The sequence below is a fragment of the Allobosea sp. 117 genome, assembly GCF_000702305.1.
In the GTDB taxonomy this organism is placed as follows: Bacteria; Pseudomonadota; Alphaproteobacteria; order Rhizobiales; family Xanthobacteraceae; genus Ancylobacter.
Map to the genome: position 1 here is coordinate 202,502 of NZ_JNLC01000015.1, position 18,277 is coordinate 220,778.

The 18,277-nt window shown below is 68.7% G+C and carries 19 protein-coding genes; 7 read left to right on the plus strand and 12 right to left on the minus strand.

The window, feature by feature from the left end:
* The first annotated feature begins 6 nt into the window (after positions 1 to 6).
* The 4 genes from U742_RS0115900 (at position 7) to U742_RS0115915 (ending at position 3,533) form a co-directional block, all read left to right on the plus strand.
* Positions 7 to 1,122, plus strand: a complete 1,116-nt coding sequence (locus tag U742_RS0115900) for an acetoin dehydrogenase dihydrolipoyllysine-residue acetyltransferase subunit (protein ID WP_029354760.1) — start codon at positions 7 to 9, stop codon at positions 1,120 to 1,122.
* Between the two features lie 57 nt (positions 1,123 to 1,179).
* Positions 1,180 to 1,965, plus strand: a complete 786-nt coding sequence (locus tag U742_RS0115905; protein ID WP_029354762.1) for a glucose 1-dehydrogenase — start codon at positions 1,180 to 1,182, stop codon at positions 1,963 to 1,965.
* Between the two features lie 11 nt (positions 1,966 to 1,976).
* Positions 1,977 to 2,333, plus strand: coding sequence for a carboxymuconolactone decarboxylase family protein (locus tag U742_RS0115910; protein WP_029354763.1), 357 nt, complete (start codon positions 1,977 to 1,979; stop codon positions 2,331 to 2,333).
* A 126-nt stretch (positions 2,334 to 2,459) separates the two neighbouring features.
* Positions 2,460 to 3,533, plus strand: a complete 1,074-nt coding sequence (locus U742_RS0115915) for a 2,3-butanediol dehydrogenase (protein ID WP_029354765.1) — start codon at positions 2,460 to 2,462, stop codon at positions 3,531 to 3,533.
* A gap of 135 nt (positions 3,534 to 3,668) precedes the next feature.
* On the opposite strand, the gene U742_RS0115920 is transcribed toward U742_RS0115915, so the two are convergent.
* The 7 genes from U742_RS0115920 to U742_RS23245 form a co-directional block, all read right to left on the minus strand.
* Positions 3,669 to 5,258, minus strand: coding sequence for an MFS transporter (locus U742_RS0115920; RefSeq protein WP_029354768.1), 1,590 nt, complete (start codon positions 5,256 to 5,258; stop codon positions 3,669 to 3,671).
* Complete coding sequence (locus tag U742_RS0115925) at positions 5,255 to 5,668, minus strand: DoxX family protein (protein ID WP_029354770.1); 414 nt, start codon at positions 5,666 to 5,668, stop codon at positions 5,255 to 5,257. The genes U742_RS0115920 and U742_RS0115925 overlap by 4 nt, the downstream gene beginning before the upstream one ends.
* A gap of 2 nt (positions 5,669 to 5,670) precedes the next feature.
* Complete coding sequence (locus U742_RS0115930) at positions 5,671 to 7,521, minus strand: amidohydrolase (RefSeq protein WP_029354772.1); 1,851 nt, start codon at positions 7,519 to 7,521, stop codon at positions 5,671 to 5,673.
* Positions 7,522 to 7,651: 130 nt separating this feature from the next.
* Positions 7,652 to 8,329 (minus strand): YoaK family protein, encoded by a 678-nt coding sequence (locus U742_RS0115935; RefSeq protein ID WP_029354773.1) that lies wholly within the window; start codon positions 8,327 to 8,329, stop codon positions 7,652 to 7,654.
* A 151-nt stretch (positions 8,330 to 8,480) separates the two neighbouring features.
* Positions 8,481 to 9,170 carry a hydrolase gene (locus tag U742_RS0115940; protein WP_029354775.1) on the minus strand — a complete coding sequence of 230 codons (690 nt, stop codon included), beginning with the start codon at positions 9,168 to 9,170 and terminating at the stop codon, positions 8,481 to 8,483.
* Positions 9,171 to 9,210: 40 nt separating this feature from the next.
* Positions 9,211 to 9,462, minus strand: coding sequence for a DUF1427 family protein (locus tag U742_RS0115945; protein ID WP_029354778.1), 252 nt, complete (start codon positions 9,460 to 9,462; stop codon positions 9,211 to 9,213).
* Positions 9,459 to 9,632: a hypothetical protein gene (locus U742_RS23245; RefSeq protein ID WP_156034244.1), complete on the minus strand. Its 174-nt coding sequence runs from the start codon at positions 9,630 to 9,632 to the stop codon at positions 9,459 to 9,461. The genes U742_RS0115945 and U742_RS23245 overlap by 4 nt, the downstream gene beginning before the upstream one ends.
* A 122-nt stretch (positions 9,633 to 9,754) precedes the next feature.
* On the opposite strand from U742_RS23245, the gene U742_RS0115955 reads away from it, so the two are divergent.
* Complete coding sequence (locus U742_RS0115955; RefSeq protein WP_029354782.1) at positions 9,755 to 10,654, plus strand: LysR family transcriptional regulator; 900 nt, start codon at positions 9,755 to 9,757, stop codon at positions 10,652 to 10,654.
* 241 nt (positions 10,655 to 10,895) lie between these two features.
* Here the strand turns inward: U742_RS0115955 and U742_RS0115960 are convergent, their stop codons facing one another.
* From U742_RS0115960 to U742_RS0115975, 4 genes are all read right to left on the minus strand, one after another.
* Entirely contained in the window at positions 10,896 to 11,132 is a 237-nt protein-coding gene (locus tag U742_RS0115960) for a hypothetical protein (RefSeq protein WP_029354783.1), read from the minus strand.
* A 190-nt stretch (positions 11,133 to 11,322) separates the two neighbouring features.
* On the minus strand, positions 11,323 to 12,114 hold the full coding sequence (locus U742_RS0115965; RefSeq protein WP_029354784.1) for a Bax inhibitor-1/YccA family protein: 792 nt from the start codon (positions 12,112 to 12,114) through the stop codon (positions 11,323 to 11,325).
* Between the two features lie 170 nt (positions 12,115 to 12,284).
* Entirely contained in the window at positions 12,285 to 14,894 is a 2,610-nt protein-coding gene (locus tag U742_RS0115970) for an ABC transporter permease (protein ID WP_029354785.1), read from the minus strand.
* A complete protein-coding gene (locus U742_RS0115975) occupies positions 14,891 to 15,640 on the minus strand; it encodes an ABC transporter ATP-binding protein (protein ID WP_051661239.1) in 750 nt (249 codons plus the stop codon). Before U742_RS0115975 ends, U742_RS0115970 begins: the two co-directional genes overlap by 4 nt.
* A gap of 112 nt (positions 15,641 to 15,752) precedes the next feature.
* Here U742_RS0115975 and U742_RS0115980 point away from each other — a divergent pair, with 112 nt between their 5' ends.
* Positions 15,753 to 16,433 (plus strand): arylesterase, encoded by a 681-nt coding sequence (locus tag U742_RS0115980; RefSeq protein ID WP_248310390.1) that lies wholly within the window; start codon positions 15,753 to 15,755, stop codon positions 16,431 to 16,433.
* A gap of 91 nt (positions 16,434 to 16,524) precedes the next feature.
* The gene (locus U742_RS0115985) at positions 16,525 to 17,571 is read left to right on the plus strand and encodes an aldo/keto reductase (protein WP_029354789.1); all 1,047 of its coding nucleotides are present in this window, start codon (positions 16,525 to 16,527) and stop codon (positions 17,569 to 17,571) included.
* Between the two features lie 63 nt (positions 17,572 to 17,634).
* Here U742_RS0115985 and U742_RS0115990 read toward each other — a convergent pair whose 3' ends face one another.
* On the minus strand, positions 17,635 to 18,237 hold the full coding sequence (locus U742_RS0115990) for a septation protein A (protein WP_029354791.1): 603 nt from the start codon (positions 18,235 to 18,237) through the stop codon (positions 17,635 to 17,637).
* Between the last annotated feature and the right edge of the window lie 40 nt (positions 18,238 to 18,277).

The following is an 18,277-nucleotide window of genomic DNA, read 5'->3' on the forward strand; positions in this document are numbered from 1 at the left end:
CTCGTGATGAACGAACGCATCAAGCCGATCGTCATGCCCAAATGGGGGCTGTCGATGTCGGAGGGCAAGGTGACCGGCTGGCTCAAGCCAGCCGGCACCAGGGTCGGCGTCGGCGACGAGATCGTCGAGGTGGAGACCGACAAGATCGCCGGCGTCGTCGAGGCCAACGAGGCCGGAACGCTGCGCCGCGTCATCGGCACGCCGGACACCGTCTATCCGGTGAAGGCGCTGATCGGCGTCATCGCCGATGACGACGTGCCCGACGCCGACATCGACGCCTATGTCGCCGAATACGCCACCCATGCGGCAGGGGAAGGCGAGGAGGCGGAGGCCGGGCCGCGCTACGAATTCGTCGACACCCCGGCCGGGCGGCTGCGCTACGCGAAGCGGGGAAGCGGCGAGCCGAACGTCATCCTCATCCACGGCTTCGGCGGCGATCTCGACAACTGGCTGTTCAACATCGACGCGCTGGCCGAGGCCGGCACCGTCTACGCGCTCGACCTGCCGGGGCATGGCCAGTCGGACAAGCGGGTGAAGCAGGCGAACCTCGTCGGCCTGTCCGAGGCCGTCACCGGCTTCATGGACGCGCTCGGCATCGCGTCGGCACATCTCATCGGCCATTCCATGGGCGGGGCCATCGCCGCCCGCACCGCGCTCGATCACCCGGACCGCGTCAACTCCGTCACACTGATCGGCTCGGCCGGGCTCGGGGAGGAGATCAATAGCGGCTATACCGACGGCTTCGTCGCTGCGACGTCCCGCCGCGACCTCAAGCCGGTGCTGGAGCAACTGTTCCACGATCCCGCGACCGTCACCCGTCAACTCGTCGACGACCTTTTGAAATACAAGCGACTGGACGGCGTCGACGATGCCTTGCGCGCGCTTGCCGACGCTCTCTTCGCCGGCGGACGGCAGGCCTCCGTCCTCGCCGAGGCGCTGAAGGCGGCGGACACACCGGTGCTCGTCGTCTGGGGCGAGAGCGATCAGGTGATCCCCGCCGCTCACGCCACGGCGCTCGGTGACCGTGCCAGAGCGGAGGTCATCGGCGGGGCCGGTCACATGGTGCAGATGGAGAAGGCCGGCCGGGTCAACGAGCTGGTGCTCGCCCACATCAGGGCCTGAACCGCACGCGTTTCAACGACACGAACGCCGCCACGCATGGACGGCGAAGGAGGAAGCATGCCCGATCTCAGGGATAAGAGCATCGTCATCACCGGCGCGGCCGGCGGCATCGGCGCGGCCATAGCGCTCGCGCTCGCCGCCAACGGCGCCTGCATCACCGTGGCCGATCTCTCGCAGCAGGCCGCCGATACGGTGGCGGGAAAGATCGCCGCTGCCGGCGGCACCGCCATCGCGGTGGCGGTCGACGTGCGGGAGCGGGCGCAGGTGCGGGCCATGCTTGACCGCGCCGTCGAGGCCTTCGGCCGGCTCGACGTGCTGTTCAACAATGCCGGCGTGGCGCAGACGAGGCCGTTCCTCGACATCACCGAGGAGGACTGGCGCTTCGTCACCGACGTCAACGCGCTCGGCGTGCTGATCGGCATGCAGGAGGCGATCAAGACTTTCCGCAGCCAGGGCGGCGGCGGCAAGATCGTCAACACGGCCTCCATCGCCGGCAAGCAGGGCTACGAGCCGCTCGCCCATTACTGCGCCTCGAAGTTCGGCGTGGTGGCGATGACCCAGGCCGCCGCGCGGGCCTTCGGCAAGGAGGGCATCACCGCCAACTGCTTCTGCCCCGGCGTGGTGGCGACCCCGATGTGGGACACCATCGACAAGGGCTTCCGCGACAGCGGCCTCACCCACAAGGTCAACGAGGCGTTCGACACCTTCGCCGCCGGTGCGGTGCTGGGGCGGCCCTCTCGCCCAGACGATCTCGTCGGCGTGGCACGCTACCTCGCCTCGTCGGATTCCGATTTCATGACCGGCCAGTCGCTGCTCGTCGACGGCGGCATGGTGTTCGTCTGAGGGAGGGCACCATGGCATCGTCCGAAAACCTGCCTCAGCAGCTCAAGGAGATGAACCTGCGCTTCGGCGCGCTCGCCAAAGCCGCGCCGCAGACCATGACCGCCTTCCGGGCACTGATGGGCGAGGCGTCGAAATCCGGCGTGCTGCCGGCAAAGCTCAAGGAACTCGTCGCCGTCGCCATCGCCGTGCAGCAGGGCTGCGGCGACTGCATCCTGTTCCACGTCGCCAACGCACGCAGCCACGGCGCCAGCCGCGAGGAACTGGTGGAGGTGCTCGCCGTCACCATCGAGATGGGTGGCGGCCCCTCCGCCGTCTATGCCGGCCGGGCGCTCGAGGCCTTCGACGCCTTCGCGACCGAGAAAGCCTAGAGCATTTCCCGATCAGATGGATTCATCTGATCGGAGAGGAAATGCTCCAACATATTGAATCAAGAGCACTTTCTTGTCGTTCGGATGTTTCCATCCGAACGGAAAGGGCTCTAGGAGGATCGAGAGATGAAAGCCGCCCGTTTCCACGGCAAGCGCGACGTGCGCGTCGAGAACGTGCCGGAGCCCGACAAGGCCAAACTCGGCCCGCGCGAGGTGCTGGTGAAAAACCGCTATTGCGGCATATGCGGCACCGACCTGCATGAATACGCCGCCGGGCCGATTTTCATTCCCACCGAGCCGCACCCCTATACGGGCGCGCGGCTGCCGCAGGTACTCGGCCACGAATATGGCGGCACCGTCGTCGCGGTGGGAACCGACGTCACCGATGTCGCCCCCGGCGACAAGGTGTCGATCCAGCCGCTGGTCTCCCCGCGCGACGACTATTACGGACGGCGCGGTCTCTATCAGCTCAGCGACCGGCTCGGCATCGTCGGGCTGATGTGGCCCTGGGGCGGCATGGCGGAGTATTCGGTGGTCAACGACTACAACGTGTTCCGCATGCCCGACAGCGTCACCGACGAGCAGGCGGCGCTGATCGAGCCGACCGCGGTCGTCGTCTATGCCGCCGAGCGTGGCGGGGTGAAGCCCGGCTCGTCCGTGCTCATCACCGGCGCCGGGCCGATCGGCCAGTTGCAGGTATTGGCCGCGCGCGCGGCCGGCGCCAGCACCATCTTCCTGTCCGACACCAACGACAACCGCCTCGCCATGGCGCGGCAGATCCTGCCCGACATCATCACGCTCAATCCGAAGAGCGAGAATGTGGTGGAGGCGATCCGCGACCGGACGGAGGGCCACGTCGGCGTCGACGTGGCGCTGGAATGCGTCGGTGCAGAAGCCGCGCTCGCCACCGGTATCGATGCGGTACGGCGGCAGGGCACGGTGGTGCAGGTCGGGCTGCATGTCGGCAAGCCGGCGGTGGACGGCTTTGCCGTCACCTTCAAGGACATCGACGTGCGCGGCTCCTGGTGCTACTCGACACTGATGTGGCCGCGCGTCGCCTCGATGATCGGCAGCGGCATCCTACCGGCCGAGAAGGTCGTCACCCGCCGCATCAGGCTCGACGACGTGGTCGAGAACGGCTTCGAGCAATTGCTCAGTCCCACCGGGCAGGAGCTGAAGATTCTGATCGATCTTCAATAGGGTTTCCGGGTCTTCCTTGGCCCGCCTGTGCCGGGGCGCCGTTGCGAAGCCGTGGCCGCCCTGCTGCCGCGGCTTCGATTTCACCGTTGAGGTCGTTGGCGGCACCTTTGTTCCGGGGTGCTGCGTCGGTCGACGTCAGAGCGGTCTGAGCAGGTGTCGTACGACTGGTGGCCGGTCGCCGACATGGAAGGCGTGGAGCATCTTCTGGTCGACCGCATCGGCATGGGTGACGCGGGCGTGCTGGCGCTGATGCTCCACCCAGCTCTCGACGATGAAGTATTCGACAACCCGGCCGGGGTCCGCGACATCCTCCCACACGTCCCAGCGGATGGCGCCGTCGCGCTGCCGCACGGAACTGAAGCGCCTCAGGGCCGCGATGAATTCTGCCGCCTTCTCGGGCGCGACCCGGTATTCGATCTCGATCAGCACCGGACCGCGGTCACCGGCCGGCTGCACGGCCACCACGGGTTCGGCCCAGTGGTTCGAGGGCGCCAGATCCGTCGCGGAGTCCTTCGGAAGGCGCCAGAAGACGGCAAGGATCAGAGCCGCCGCTTGTCCGACGGCGGCGACGGCAAGCGCGGTGCCGACGCTGGTGCGCGCGGCGAGCGAGCCCCAGAGGATGCTGCCGCCCGTCATCGCGCCCTGGAACACGAGCAGATAGACGGCGAGCGCGCGGGCCTTCACCCAGCCGGGCGAGGCCATCTGGGCGGCGACGTTGAGCGAGGTCAGCATGCCGATCCAGGCGAGGCCGGCGGCGAACATGACAGCACCTGCGAGCCAGGCGTTCGGCACCAGCGCGAGAGCGAGCGTGGCCAGCGCGAACAGCAGCGTCGCGGCGATCGAGAGCGTGTTGGCGGCGATCCGCTTGCGCAGCTTCTTCAGCAGGATCGCGCCGACGACCGCGCCGGCCCCCATGCAGCCGAGCAGCGCGCCATATCCGGCCGCGTCGAGACCCAGGCCCCGGCGGCCGACCAGCGGCAGCATCGCCCACAGGGCGCTGCTGAACAGGAAGAAGCCCGCCGCGCGGATGAGCACGAGACGCAGCGCCGGGGAGTGGCGCGCATAGCGACAGCCGGCTTTCATCGCGCCGAAGAAGTGCTCGGGTGGCAGGGTTTGGACGTTTGCCGAACGCTTCCACCCGAACAGGACCGCGAGCACCGCGACGACTGAGAGCGCGTTGAGGGCGAAGACGGCGGGTGTGCCTGCGATCGCGACGATGACCCCGCCGAGCGCCGGTCCGATGGCGCGCGAGATGTTGATCCCGAGGCTGTTGAGCGCCACCGCGTCCGGCAGGGCCGGCTGACTGACGAGTTCCGGCACGATCGCCTGAAAGACGGGCGCGCTGAGCGCCGCGGACACGCCGAGCACGAAGGTCGCCGCCAGCAGCACATGGGGCGTCGTCAACCCCAGCCAGGTCAGCACGGCGAGGATCGCCGCAGCCACGAGACCGAGGACCTGCGACCAGAGGAGAAGGCGGCGGCGGTCGATGATGTCGGCCAGCGCGCCCGCCGGAAGCGCCAGCAGGAACATCGGCAGCGTGGTCGCCGCCTGCACCAGCGCGACGAGCAGCGGGCTCGGCGACAGCGACGTCATCAGCCAGCCCGCGCCGACATCGTGCATCCATGTGCCGATGTTGGAGACGATGGTCGCGATCCAGAGTGCCCGGAACACCGGGAAGCTCAGCGGTCCGGCCGCGCGGTCGGGCGCGGCACGAGAGGAGGTCATGGTCGCCCCTTCCGGTGGCTGAGGATTGCGGCCAGCATGAAGCCGCCGATCAATCCGACATGTTCGAGGAAGGTATTGCGCTCGTGGAAGCGCTGTATCGGGTCCGCCACCTGCCAGAAGGGATGGGCAATGAGTGTCGCCACCGCCGTGAAGACGCCGAGCGCCCCGGCGCCGAGCCAGGAAAGGCGGCCGAGGATCACCAGCACCGAGCCGCCGATCTGGATGAGAATGGTCCCGGCGACCACCAGCCAGGCCGAGTTCAATCCGAAATGCGCGGCCTCGGCGAAGGCGCCGTCGAGGTCGAACAGCTTTGCGATGCCGCTGGTCCAATAGGGCAGCGTCAGCAGGATGGCCGCGAGGCACGCGAACCAGCGCGCCTCGAGCAGGGACGAGATGGGCTTGGGCGTCATCGTCACACCGCCCAGCAGCCGCAGCCGAGCACGCCCCAGAAGGTGCGGGCGTCGGAGGCCGGCACACTGGCGCCGAGCGCGGCGGCGTGATCATGGCCGTGCACGGCGCAGTCATTGGCGCAGCCGCAATGCAGGGTCAGCTTGGCGCGTGCCTCCTTGGTCTTGTAGTAGCCGCCGAAGGTGGCGACCGGCGACCAGTCGGGCATCGGCGCCGGCAGCGCCGGAGCGAGCGGGGCATAGTCGCCATCGCCGTGGACGACCTTGCCGCCGAGCACGGTCAGCACCGAGCGCAGATGCACGATGTCCGCCTCAGGCACCGAGAAATAGTCGTCGGACAGCACGGCGAGGTCGGCGAGCTGGCCCACCTTGATCTGCCCCTTCCGGCCCTGTTCGTTGGAGAACCAGGTGTTGGCCTCGGTCCACAGGCGCAGCGCCGTCTCGCGGTCGAGGCGATTGTGCTGCGGATAGAGCCGCAGCCCGCCCACGGTGGAGGAGGTCACCAGCCAGGAAAGCGAGACCCACGGGTTGTAGGAGGCGACGCGGGTGGCATCGGTGCCGGCGCCGACCGGCACGCCCGCCTCCATCATCCGCTTGATCGGCGGCGTGCGCTCGGCGGCCTTCGCGCCGTAGCGCTCGACGAAATACTCGCCCTGATAGGCCATGCGGTGCTGCACGGCGATGCCGCCGCCGAGCGCCGCGATGCGGTCGATATTGCGGTCGCTGATCGTCTCGGCATGGTCGAAGAACCAGTTGATGCCGGACAGCGGAACGTCGCGATTGACCTTCTCGAAGACGTTCAGCGCGCGCTCGATGGTCTCGTTGTAGGTGGCGTGCAGCCGCCACGGCCACCGGTTCTCGGCGAGCAGGCGGACCACCGGCTCGAGGTCCGCCTCCATGTTCGGCGGCATATCCGGCCGCTCGACGCGGAAATCCTCGAAGTCGGCGGCGGAATAGACCAGCATCTCGCCGGCGCCGTTGTGGCGATAGGTGTCGTCGCCTTGTCCGGGCAAGACCTGCTTCACCCAGGAAGAGAAGTCGGCCAGCTCCTCCTTCGGCTTCTGCGTGAACAGGTTGTAGCTGACGCGGACCGTCATCTGGCCCTCGGCATGCAGCTTCTCGATGATCGCGTAATCGTCGGGATAATTCTGGAAGCCGCCGCCGGCGTCGATCACGCTGGTGACGCCCAGCGCGTTGATCTCGCGCATGAAGTGGCGCGTCGAGTTGACCTGGTAGTCGGTCGGCAGCTTCGGTCCCTTGGCCAGTGTCGAGTAGAGGATGGTAGCGTTGGGCTGCGCGAGCAGCAGCCCGGTCGGATTCCCCGCCGCATCGCGGACGATCTCGCCGCCGGGCGGATTGGGCGTGTCCTTCGTGTAACCCACCACCCGGACCGCGGCGGCATTCAGCAGGGCGCGGTCATAGAGGTGGAGAATGAAGACCGGGGTGTCCGGGGCCACCGCGTTCAGCTCGTCGATGGTCGGCAGGCGCTTTTCGGCGAACTGGTGCTCGGTGAAACCGCCGACCACGCGCACCCATTGCGGGGCCGGGGTACGGTCCACCTGGACCTTGAGCATCGCCATCGCCTCGGACAGGCTCGGCACGCCGTCCCAGCGTAGCTCCATATTGTAGTTGAGACCGCCGCGGATGACGTGGGTGTGGCTGTCGATCAGCCCCGGAATGACGCGGCGTCCCTTGACGTCGATGATGTCCGCCTCCGGCGCGGCGGCCCGCACCTCGGCCTCCGAGCCGACCGCGAGGAACTTGCCGTCGCGGATCGCGACGGCCTCGGCGACGGGGTTCTGCCGGTCGAGCGTCGTCACCTTGGCGTTGATGATGATCAGGTCTTTAGGCGGCATAGGGTTTTCCTGTGCATGGGCACGGAACGAAGGCAGCAGCGTCGCGGCAGCCGCTCCGGCGATGGTCTGGCGACGGGTCAGTCGAACCATGTTCCTTGTCCCTTCTTCATTTTTCCGGGGGGCAGGCGGATCAGCCCTGAGCCTTTTCCGGGAGCGGCAGGAACACGCCGCCGGCGGCAAGGGCGGCCGGCAGGGCGAAGCACCACATGCCCAGAAGGACGAAAAGCAGAGCGGCGAGTCCGCACCCGAGCGCGAAGGCCAGGACCGGCACGCTCAGCCGGATCAGGCGCGCCTTGATGGCTTCGGGCTTGTCCTGGGTCTTGCCGTAGAGGAGGCCGGCGAGGTCGAGCATGATCTGCGTCGTGGTGCCGGTCATCAGCGTCGAGGGCGGCGCGGAAGCCAGATGCAGGCGATGCGCGGCGTTCTGGATGGCCATGGCGATGACCAGCAGCATCCCGGTCAGCACCAGCGGCAGGCCGTCGGCATCGGCGAAGCCGCCATAGTAGATGGCACAGCCTGCCGCAGCCGTCAGGAACAGGAACTTCGCCAGCAGCATGGCTCGCAATGCGCGCGCGGGCGGCGCGGCGATGCGCAGGGAAAGATATTGCAGCACCACCACCGCGACGCAGAAGGTGGGCAATGCCAGAAGCTTGGCGACGAGGCTCTCGCTGCCATGCGCCAGCGCCTGGCCGATCATCACGAAATTGCCGGTCACATGAGCGGTGAACAGGCCGTGCAGCGCGAGGAACCCGGCCGTATCGACATAGCCCGCATTGAAGCTGAGGAGGGTGGGCAGATTCGGCCTCATGATGCGCTCCGTTGGCTTCTGGCTGGTACGAGGCGATTTCCGGCCGGCCCTGCCCGACGGCGGATCGCGACAGGGGATGTCCGAGGCGGGGGCGAGCGGCGTTGGCTGATCATTCCGGCCGGGTATCGCGCCGCCCGCCTCGCCGCTTGGCTCAGGCTGCTGGCTTCGGCGCGAGGCGCGGGCCGTGGGCCACGCGCTCGGGGGCCTTGTGGACCATGGTGTAGGCGTAGTCGACGCCCATCCCGTAAGCGCCGGAATGTTCCCTCACGATGGTGGTGACGGCATTATAGGTGCCGCGGCGCGCCCAATCGCGCTGCCACTCCAGCAGCACCTGCTGCCAGGTGACCGGCACGACGCCGACCTGGATCATCCGGTCCATGGCGTATTTGTGCGCGTCGGCCGACGTGCCGCCGGAAGCGTCGGCGACCATGTAGATCTCGTAATCGGTGTCGTTGAGGCAGGAGAGCGCGAAGGTGGTGTTGCACACCTCGGTCCACAGGCCGGAGACGACCACCTTCTTGCGGCCCTGCGCGGCATTGGCGGCAAGCGCCTCGCGCACCTTGAGGTCGTCCCAAGAGTTCATCGAGGTGCGCTCGAGAAGCGGCGCATCGGGAAACACGGCAAGGAGCTCGGGATAGGTGTGTCCGGAGAAGCTCTCGGTCTCGACCGTGGTGATGACGGTCGGGATGTCGAAGACCTTGGCCGCCTTGGCGAGACCGACGACATTGTTCTTCAGCACCTGACGGTCGATCGACTGGACGCCGAAAGCCATCTGCGGCTGCTGATCGATGAAGATGAGCTGGCTGTTCTGCGGCGTGAGCACTTCGAGCTTGCTGGACATGGGAGTTTCCTGTTGAGGGATGGCGAGATGAGCCTGTGCGTCAGACGGCGTCGGCATCCTTCGCCGCCCCGTCGGGGCGATGAAGCGCGAAGGATTTCTCGTGCAGGCAGGACTGCACGACGTTGCTGTGCCCCTTCAGCCATTGCACGGCGGCCTCTCCCGCCAGCATGCCGAGCAGCCCGATGAGGGCGATGATCGGCGGCGCCGGCGAGCGCACCGCGAGAAGGCCGTAGACCGCGCCGATCCCGAGACCGACGGCGAGGGAGACGAGATAGGGCTGGAACTGGCTCATCGCGGAAGCTCCCCATGGCGCGCAGAGGTCGGCGGCAAGGGTGCTCGGCCAGCAAGCGGCGCGAGCTGCCCTTCGATCCCGGCGCGACAGGGCGCGTAGCAGGCCGGCAGCTTCAGCGCCTCGCCGGAATGGACGGTGTCCTCGTCGCGGCCCTCGATCTCGTTGAGCACGGCGTCCGCCTCTCTCGCGGCGACGCCGCGTTCCAAGATGCCGCGGAACCTAGCGAAGTCTGCCGTTGCGGAGAATTGACGCGAATATTGATAGGCCGTTGCGCTTAACGTAATAATCAATCATGAACGAGCTCAAGGCCCTCCGCACCTTTCTCCTCGCCGCCGAAAAGCGGAATTTCGCTCAGGCCGCCCGCGAGATCGATACGACCCCCGCCTCGGTCACGCGGACCATCGCCGCGCTCGAGGCCGACCTCGGCGTGCAGCTCTTCGTCCGCACCACACGTCAGGTCGCACTGACGGGAGATGGCGCCATATTCGCCGCGCGGATCGCTCCGGTCGTAAAGGCGCTGGATTTGGCGCGCACCGAGCTGATCAACGCGCACAAGGCGGACGAAGGCAGGCTGCGGATCAATGCGCCCATGTCGTTCGGCCAGCGCCTGCTGCCGCATATCCTGTGCGGGTTCCGTGAGCTCTACCCCAGGATCGATATCGAGATTTCCCTCACCGACGAGTTGCTCGACGTGGTCGAGGAGGGGTTCGATCTGGCCATCCGCATCTCGGGGCCGCCGTCCGAGAAGTTCACCATATGGCGCAAGATCTGCGCGATCAGGCGCATCCTCGTGGCCGCGCCCGGTACGCCCCCCACCACCGCCCGCCATCCCAACGAGCTGTCTCCCGATGCGTGCCTCGCCTACGATGCCGGCAGCCACCGCGAGACATGGGAGCTGACGGATGGCGGCTCCACCGCGACGATCTCGGCGGGACGAGCGGTCAGTTCCAACAATGGAGAGGTGTTGGCGCGCCTTGCCGCCAACGGGGCGGGTGTCGCCCTGCTTCCGATCTTCATCGTCGCCGAGCATTTGCGGACGGGACGTCTGGTTCCGATTCTGCCGGAATGGTCGCCGCCCGAGTTCTGGCTCACCCTGTACTATCCGCCCTATCAGAAGCTGCCGCCGCGCATCGCCGCTTTCTCCGACTTCTTCGAGCGCGAGATTCCCGCCCTGCTGACGGCGATCGAATAGGTCGGCCAGAGCCGTTCGGGACTGGGCGAACCCGGTCGTCTATCCGCCCTGGAGCGCGTCCGGGACAACGCGACGAGACGGCGTCAGTGCGGCGGACGAGGGGGCGCCCTGCATTGCTGCGGTTTCGCGGCCCTTCCCTGAGGGTCGTGCCGTCCACCGCGCCGCCTTGCGCGCGTCCGGATCGGGCGGCCGCAGGGCTGGGGACGGGCGCGCCGGGGGCGATCCCGGCGCCCGGCATTCGCTATTCGGGAAGGCCCGGTTCCACGGCGAGGGCGTTGCTCTCCGCCCACCAGCGGAACGCGTTGCCGGCCTCGAGGACGTCCTCCGGCTCGCTCGCCGCCTCCAGCCGCCGGATCATCCCTTCATAGTCGCCCTTGGGTCGCGGGTTCTCGCGCGCATAGCGCAGCGCCTGCTCCAGCGTGTCGATCCGGATCGCGACGTCGTCCGCCCGCACCCGCACCGGTACCATCGGGGTCATGGTCAGCCTCCTTGGGTCAGCCTGCCTGCTCAGGCTCCTGCATTCGGCATTCGCCTTCCTTCTCAAGACCCTCTCGCGGCTTCGGTTCCCGCAGCTTCGGCTCCCTCGGCGCCGGCACTCCCGGCCGCCCGAAAAGCAAAAGGCCCCGGCGATCGCTCGCCGGGGCCTCGCATTCGGGACGGAACCCGGCTTACTCGTTGCCGCGGTTGCCGAAGAGCTGCAGCAGCATCATGAACAGGTTGATGAAGTCGAGGTAGAGCGTCAGCGCGCCCATGATGGCCTTGCGGCCCGCGACGACCGCGTCGTCACCCGCGAAATACATCTCCTTGATGCGCTGCGTGTCGTAGGCGGTGAGGCCGGCGAACACCAGCACGCCCACCACCGAGATCACGAACTGCAGCATGCTGGAGCCGAGGAAGATGTTCACCAGGCTCGCGATGATGATGCCGAACAGGCCCATGATCAGGAACGAGCCCATCCCCGACAGGCTGCGCGACGTGGTGTAGCCGTAGAGGCTCAGCGCGCCGAACGAAGCCGCGGTGATGAAGAACACCCGCACGATGCTCTCATGCGTGTAGACAAGGAAGATGGTGGCGAGCGAGACGCCCACCAGCGCCGCATAGGCCCAGAACAGGCCCTGCGCGGCGGGCACGCTCATCCGGTCGACGCGGAAGCTCAGGAAGAACACCAGCGCCAGCGGCGCGAGCATCACCACCCACTTCAGCGGGCTGACGAACAGCGTGTAGCCGAACTGGGTCAGCATGATGCCGCCCGCCACCTGGCCGGCGGCCTGGCTGGGGTCGGTCGTCACGGAAAGCATGTAAATGCCGAGAGCCGCCGCGCCGGTGATGGCGAGGCCCAGCGTCATGTAGTTGTAGACGCTCAGCATATAGGAGCGGAGGCCCTGGTCGATCGCGGCCTCCGTCCGCGTCACAGTCCCGCCAAGTCGCGGCGCGGTGACGTTGCGATCATAGTCGGACATCGTGTCGGATCCTCTCGAAAGTCCCCAATCCCGAGCCGCGGACCTGATGTCCGCAGCCTCCCAGGATTCAACGGGAAATATGGGCGAGCGGCCTGCCGCCCGCAAGTGAACTTTGCGTCAGAATTGACGCAGCGTAAATCAGAGCCGGCTACCGCTCTGACGCAGCGGCGTCACAGGCTGCGCAGGATCCGTGCCGGCTTCTGGCCGAGCGCGCGCCAGGTGCCGACGAGGCCGAAACCCACCGTCAGCAGCAGCGCGACGGCCACCGCCCCGACCGCGCCGGTGGTTGACCAGGCAAACGGCAGCGTCATCACCCGCGTCACCACCACATAGGCGGCGAGCGTGCCCGCCCCGATCGCCACCACCGCGGTGACGAGGCCGAGCGCGGCATATTCAATGCCGTAGGCGAGCACGAGACGCGCCCGCGTCGCCCCGAGCGTCTTCAGGATCACCGCGTCATAGACCCGTTGGTGCTGCCCCGCCGCCAGCGCCCCGGCGAGCACCAGCACGCTGGCGAGCAGCGTCACCAGGCTGGCGCCGCGTATGGCGAGCAGGAGGTTGCCGACCAGCTCGCCGATCTGGGTCAGCGCGTCCTTCACCCGCACCGCGGTGATGGCGGGATAGTCGTGCGCCACGGCCCGCGAGACCGCCCGCTCGGCGGCCTCGTCGCCGCCGTCCGGCAGAGCGAGGGTGGCGAGCGCGGTGTGCGGCGCGCCGCGGAAGCTGTTCGGCGAGAACACCATGACGAAGTTGATGTTCAGCCGCTCCCAGTCGACATCGCGCAGATTGGCGATGGTCGCGGTGATGGTGCGCCCCAGCACGTTGACGCTCACCGGATCGCCGATCTTCAGCCCGAAGGCGTCGGCGATCTCGCGCTCGAAGGAGACCAGCGGCGGACCGGCATAGTCGGCCGGCCACCAGTCGCCGGCGGTGAGCCGCGAGCCCTCGGGCACGCCGGCCGAATAGGTGATGCCCCGGTCGGAGGACAGCACCCACGCGAAATCCGGCGGCGGGGTGATGCTCTCGACCGGCCGGTCGCCAAGCGTGAGCAGGCGCCCGCGCAGCATCGGCACGGTCTCGACCTTGGCGGTCGGCGCGTGCTGGCCGAGGAACTGCGCGAAGCGCTCCGTATCGGTGCTCGGTATGTCGAGGAAGAAGAAGCTCGGTGCCTCGTTCGGCAGGCGGGCTGTCAGCTCGCGGGTCAGCGAGCGGTCGATCAGCGCCAGCGTCACCAAAAGCGTCAGCCCGAGGCCGAGGGACAGCACCACGGTCGGCGTCAGCGCCGAGGGCCGGTGGATATTGGCGAGCGCGAGGCGCGCGGCGGTCGAGCGCGGCCGCGGCAGCCGGCGCGCCAGCGCCATGATGCCGGTCGCGACGAGGCGCAGCGTGACCAGCACGCCGGAGGCGCCGATGAGGTAGTAGATCGCGATCCGCCGCTCGTCAGAGACGGCGACGGCGAGCCCGGCGAGCGCCGCCACCGCGGCCACCGTCGCCAGCACATAGGCGAGGCGCGGGCGCCGGCGCGACGTCTCCACCCGGTCGCGGAACAGCGCCGAGACCGGCACATCATGGGCGAGCCCGAGCGGCCACAGCGCGAAGGCGAGCGCGATCAGCGCGCCATAGGCGGTCGCCAGAATCAGCGCAAGCGGTTGGATAGCCGGATGGATCGCGATCGGCATTAGATGCCCGAAGGCGGCGTTCGCCGCAAAAGGCAGCGCCGCGCCGACCGCGAGGCCGAGCACGATGCCGATGGCGGCGATCAGCCCGACCTCGACGAGATAGATGGCAAAGACCGTGGTGCCCGGCGCGCCGAGCGACTTGAAGGTGGCGATTACCTGCCGCTTGGCGTCGAGGTGGTTCTTCACCGCATTGGCGACGCCGACCCCGCCGACCAGCAGCGCGGTCAGCCCGACCAGCGTCAGATACTGGGTGAAGCGCTTGACGTTCTGCTCCAGCCGCGGCGCCGCCGCCTCGCGGGTGCGCACCTCGAAGCCGGCCTCGCGGGCGCCGTCCTTCACGCCCTCGACATAGGGCGTCAGCGTGCCCGGATCGGCGAGCTTCACGCGGTAGTGCCATCGCACCAGGCTGCCCGGCTGCAGCAGGCCGGAGGCCTTCAGCGCGTCGAGCGAGATCATCAGCCGCGGCCCGAAGCCGATGCCGGTGGCGAGGCTGTCCGGCTCGCGGGCGATCAGTGCGACGAGCCGCAGCGCATGGCCGTTCAGGTCGATGCGATCGCCGATCTTCAGGTTCAGCCGGTCGGCCAGCATCGGGTCGGCGACCGCCCCATAGGCGCCATCCTTCAGCGCCAGCGCCTCGCCGGGCGGCACCGCCGGGTCGAGCTCCAGGCGGTCGACCAGCGGATAGGCACTGTCCACCGCCTTGATCTCGGCGAGCGTCGTGGCAAGCGCCTCGCCGCTGCCCGAGCGGGCCATGCCGCGCAGCGTCGCCGAGGTCGACACCGTGCCGCCCGCCGCGATCAGCGCATATTCCTGCGGGCTCGCCTCGCGCTGCACCAGCGTGAAGGAGGCGTCGCCCCCGAGCAGCGCCGCGCCCTGCGTCTCCAGCGCATCGGTCAGCGCCCGCGAGAAGGAGCCGACACCGGCGATCGCAGCGACGCCGAGCGCCAGGCAGGCGAGGAACACCCCGAAGCCGCGCACCCCGCCGCGCAGCTCGCGCAGCGCGAAACGCAAGGCGATGCGCAGCGCCGCCGTCGCGCCCGAGGAAGGTACGCGGGCGGGACCGGCGCCGGCCGCCGGCGCGTCGGAGACGAGGACGCTCATTGCGCCACTCCCGCCGGCACCGCCACGGCGGCCGCCTCCGGCTCGATATGTCCGGAGCGCAGCCGCACCGTGCGGTCGCAGCGCCGGGCGAGGCCGGCGTCGTGGGTAACGATGACCAGCGTGGTGCCGCGCGCCGCGCGGGTGGCGAAGATCAGGTCCATGATCTGCTGGCCGGTCGCCTCGTCGAGATTGCCGGTGGGCTCGTCGGCAACCAGGATCGGCGGCTCGGGCGCCAGCGCGCGGGCGAGCGCGACGCGCTGCTGCTCGCCGCCGGAGAGCTGCGCGGGATAGTGGTCGACGCGATGGCCGAGGCCGACCGCCTCCAGCTCCGCCCGCGCCCGCTCCGTCGCGTCCGGCCGGCCGGCGAGCTCGAGCGGCACCGCGACGTTCTCCAGCGCCGTCATGGTCGGGATCAGGTGGAAGGCCTGGAACACGATGCCGACATTGAGGCCGCGGAACCGCGCCAGCGCGTCCTCGTCGAGCCCGGCGAGCTCGCGGCCGGCGACCCGCACCGAGCCGGAATCGGCCTTCTCCAGCCCGGCCATGACCATCAGCAGGCTCGACTTGCCGGAACCCGAGGGTCCGACGAGGCCGACCGCCTCACCCGCGCCTATATCCAGCGACACGCCCTTGAGGATATGCACGCGGGCCGGGCCGGAACCGAGCGAGAGCTCCACCCGTTCCAGCCGCACCGCCGGCGTCGCGTTGTCGTCGGGAGAAGTCGAGGAAAGGGAGCTGGCCTGCATGAATCTCGTTCTGCCTCGTGTCGCCGATGCGCTGCGCGCCCTGATATCCCGCCGCCTGCCGCCCCCTCGCAAGCCGCTCCGTCCGGACCGCAATTCGGCACCATATGGTGCAATGCACGCGGGACGGAAGGGCCCGGCCGGTGTCGCGATGACGCTGCGCCAGCTTCTTCCCGCCGCGCTGCTGGGGCTCTTCCTCGCCGTCCCGCATGCCGCCGGGGCGGCGCCGGTCCGGCTCGTCGCCTTGGGCGACAGCCTCACGGCCGGGCTCGGCCTGTCCGCCGCGCAGGCCTTCCCGGCGCGGCTCCAGGCGGCGCTGAAGGCGCGCGGACACGATGTTTTGATCGAGAATGCCGGGGTTTCCGGCGACACCGCGAGCGCCGGCCTCGCCCGGCTCGACTGGTCGATCCCGGACGGCACCCAGGGCGTGATCCTCGAGCTCGGCGCCAATGACGCGCTGCGCGGCCTCGACCCCGCCATCGCCGAGAAGGCGCTCGACGACGCGCTCGCCCACCTGAAGGCGCGCGGCATTCCGGTGCTGCTCGCCGGCATGCAGGCGCCACCGAACCTCGGCGCCGACTATGCGGCGCGCTTCGACGCCATCTATCCGCGCCTCGCGGCGAAATACGGCGTGCCGCTCTATCCCTTCTTCCTCGAAGGGGTCGCCGGCCGGCTGGCGCTGAACCAGCCGGACGGCATCCACCCGACCGCCGCCGGCGTCGACGCCATCGTCGAGCGCATGCTGCCCGCGATCGAGGCTTTCCTCGCCGCGATCAAGGCCGGCAAGGGCGGGTGAGTACGCCACCCGCGACGCCACCTGCCCTTGCCCCCGGCGCGGTCCAGGGCGTATCAAGCGGCCTCCCGCCCGAACCATCCCGGATTCCCCCATGCAGTTTCGCCCGCTCGGCCGCACCGGCCTTGAGGTCAGCGCCATCTGCCTCGGCACCATGACCTACGGCCAGCAGAACACCGAGGCCGAGGGCCATGCCCAGCTCGACTACGCACTCGACCACGGCGTCAATTTCATCGACACGGCGGAGATCTATTCCGTGCCGCCGAAGCCCGAGACGCAGGGCTCGACCGAGCGCATCATCGGCTCCTGGCTGAAGGCGCGCGGCAATCGCGAGCGCGTCGTGCTCGCCACCAAGGTGGCCGGGCGCAACGAGATGACCTGGCTTCGCGCCGACGGCGCGCAGGCGCGCCCCACCCGCGCCCAGATCCGCGAGGCGGTCGAGGGCAGCCTGAAGCGCCTCGGCACCGAATATATCGACCTCTACCAGCTTCACTTCCCCGGCCGCCCGGTGGCGCTCTGGGGCAGCAACCCGACCCGCTGGAAGACGCCGTCGGGCGACGAGGTGCCGATCGCCGAGACGCTGGAGGCCTTCGGCGAGCTGGTGAAGGAGGGCAAGGTCCGCCACATCGGCATCTCCAACGAGAGCGCCTGGGGCACCATGCGCTTCCTCGCCGAGTCCGACACGCGCGGCCTGCCGCGCGTCGCCTCGATCCAGAATTCCTACAACCTCCTCAACCGCACCTTTGAGGTGAACCTCGCCGAGGTCGCCATGCGCGAGGATGTCGGCCTGCTCGCCTATTCGCCGCTGGCCCAAGGCTATCTTTCCGGCAAGTACCAGAAGGGCGCCCGCCCGCCCGGCGCCCGCTCGACGCTGTTCGACCGCGGCCAGCGCTACCAGACCCCGGGTGCCGAGCAGGCGATCGACGCCTATCTCGCCGTCGCGCGGGATTTCGCGCTCGACCCCGCGCAGATGGCCATCGCCTTCTGCCTGTCGCGGCCGTTCATGACCTCGGCGATCATCGGCGCCACCACATTGGCGCAGCTCAAGGCCGACATCGCGGCGGTGCAGGTCACCATCACCCCGGAGATCGAGGCGCAGATCGACGCCGTGCACCAGAAGGTCGGCAATCCCTGCCCGTGAGGGTCGGCGGGTTCCCGACCTGAAACGACGTCATCCTGGGCGGAGGGAGACGGTCCCCGTCCCTCACTCCGCCGGATTGGCGTCCGGCGCCGGCTCGACGGCATGGCGGGCGAGGAGGGGCGCCTGCGCGATGGCGAAGACGAAGGTGAGCGGCAGATAGCCGAAGGTCTTGAACGCCACCCATGTGTCGGTCGACACGGTGCGCCAGATGATCTCGTTCAGCACCGCCATGACAATGAAGAACACGCCCCAGCGTATGGTGAGCTGCCGCCAGCCCTCGCCGGTGAGCTGGAACACGTCGCCCAGCACATAGGGCATCAGCGGCCTGTTGAAGGCGAGCCCGCCGAGCAGCGCGACGCCGAACAGCGCGTTCACGATGGTCGGCTTCATCTTGATGAAGTGGTCGTCCTGCAGGACGATGGTGAGCGTGCCGAAAACCAGCACCACGCCGGCCGAGATCAGCGGCATCACCGCGATCTTGCGGGCGATGATCCACATCACCGCCAGCGCCGCGAAGGTGGCGACCATGAAGGCCCCGGTCGCGACATAGATGCCGGCGCGGCCATTCGCGACGAAGAAGACGATGAGCGGGCCCATCTCCAGCGCGAACTTCAAGAGCGGATGCATGCGGCGCGCGGTGCTGGCGCTCTGTGCGTTGTCGGTCATCGCGGTTCTCGGTCCCTGACGTCGCGTTCTGGCCGGTTGA

Coding starts and splice junctions, on each gene's coding strand:
- U742_RS0115900 (WP_029354760.1), top strand. CDS start 7: ATGAACGAACGCATCAAGCCGATCGTCATGCCCAAATGGGGGCTGTCG.
- U742_RS0115905 (WP_029354762.1), top strand. CDS start 1,180: ATGCCCGATCTCAGGGATAAGAGCATCGTCATCACCGGCGCGGCCGGC.
- U742_RS0115910 (WP_029354763.1), top strand. CDS start 1,977: ATGGCATCGTCCGAAAACCTGCCTCAGCAGCTCAAGGAGATGAACCTG.
- U742_RS0115915 (WP_029354765.1), top strand. CDS start 2,460: ATGAAAGCCGCCCGTTTCCACGGCAAGCGCGACGTGCGCGTCGAGAAC.
- U742_RS0115920 (WP_029354768.1), bottom strand. CDS start 5,258: ATGACCTCCTCTCGTGCCGCGCCCGACCGCGCGGCCGGACCGCTGAGC.
- U742_RS0115925 (WP_029354770.1), bottom strand. CDS start 5,668: ATGACGCCCAAGCCCATCTCGTCCCTGCTCGAGGCGCGCTGGTTCGCG.
- U742_RS0115930 (WP_029354772.1), bottom strand. CDS start 7,521: ATGCCGCCTAAAGACCTGATCATCATCAACGCCAAGGTGACGACGCTC.
- U742_RS0115935 (WP_029354773.1), bottom strand. CDS start 8,329: ATGAGGCCGAATCTGCCCACCCTCCTCAGCTTCAATGCGGGCTATGTC.
- U742_RS0115940 (WP_029354775.1), bottom strand. CDS start 9,170: ATGTCCAGCAAGCTCGAAGTGCTCACGCCGCAGAACAGCCAGCTCATC.
- U742_RS0115945 (WP_029354778.1), bottom strand. CDS start 9,462: ATGAGCCAGTTCCAGCCCTATCTCGTCTCCCTCGCCGTCGGTCTCGGG.
- U742_RS0115955 (WP_029354782.1), top strand. CDS start 9,755: ATGAACGAGCTCAAGGCCCTCCGCACCTTTCTCCTCGCCGCCGAAAAG.
- U742_RS0115960 (WP_029354783.1), bottom strand. CDS start 11,132: ATGACCCCGATGGTACCGGTGCGGGTGCGGGCGGACGACGTCGCGATC.
- U742_RS0115965 (WP_029354784.1), bottom strand. CDS start 12,114: ATGTCCGACTATGATCGCAACGTCACCGCGCCGCGACTTGGCGGGACT.
- U742_RS0115970 (WP_029354785.1), bottom strand. CDS start 14,894: ATGAGCGTCCTCGTCTCCGACGCGCCGGCGGCCGGCGCCGGTCCCGCC.
- U742_RS0115975 (WP_051661239.1), bottom strand. CDS start 15,640: ATGCAGGCCAGCTCCCTTTCCTCGACTTCTCCCGACGACAACGCGACG.
- U742_RS0115980 (WP_248310390.1), top strand. CDS start 15,753: ATGCACGCGGGACGGAAGGGCCCGGCCGGTGTCGCGATGACGCTGCGC.
- U742_RS0115985 (WP_029354789.1), top strand. CDS start 16,525: ATGCAGTTTCGCCCGCTCGGCCGCACCGGCCTTGAGGTCAGCGCCATC.
- U742_RS0115990 (WP_029354791.1), bottom strand. CDS start 18,237: ATGACCGACAACGCACAGAGCGCCAGCACCGCGCGCCGCATGCATCCG.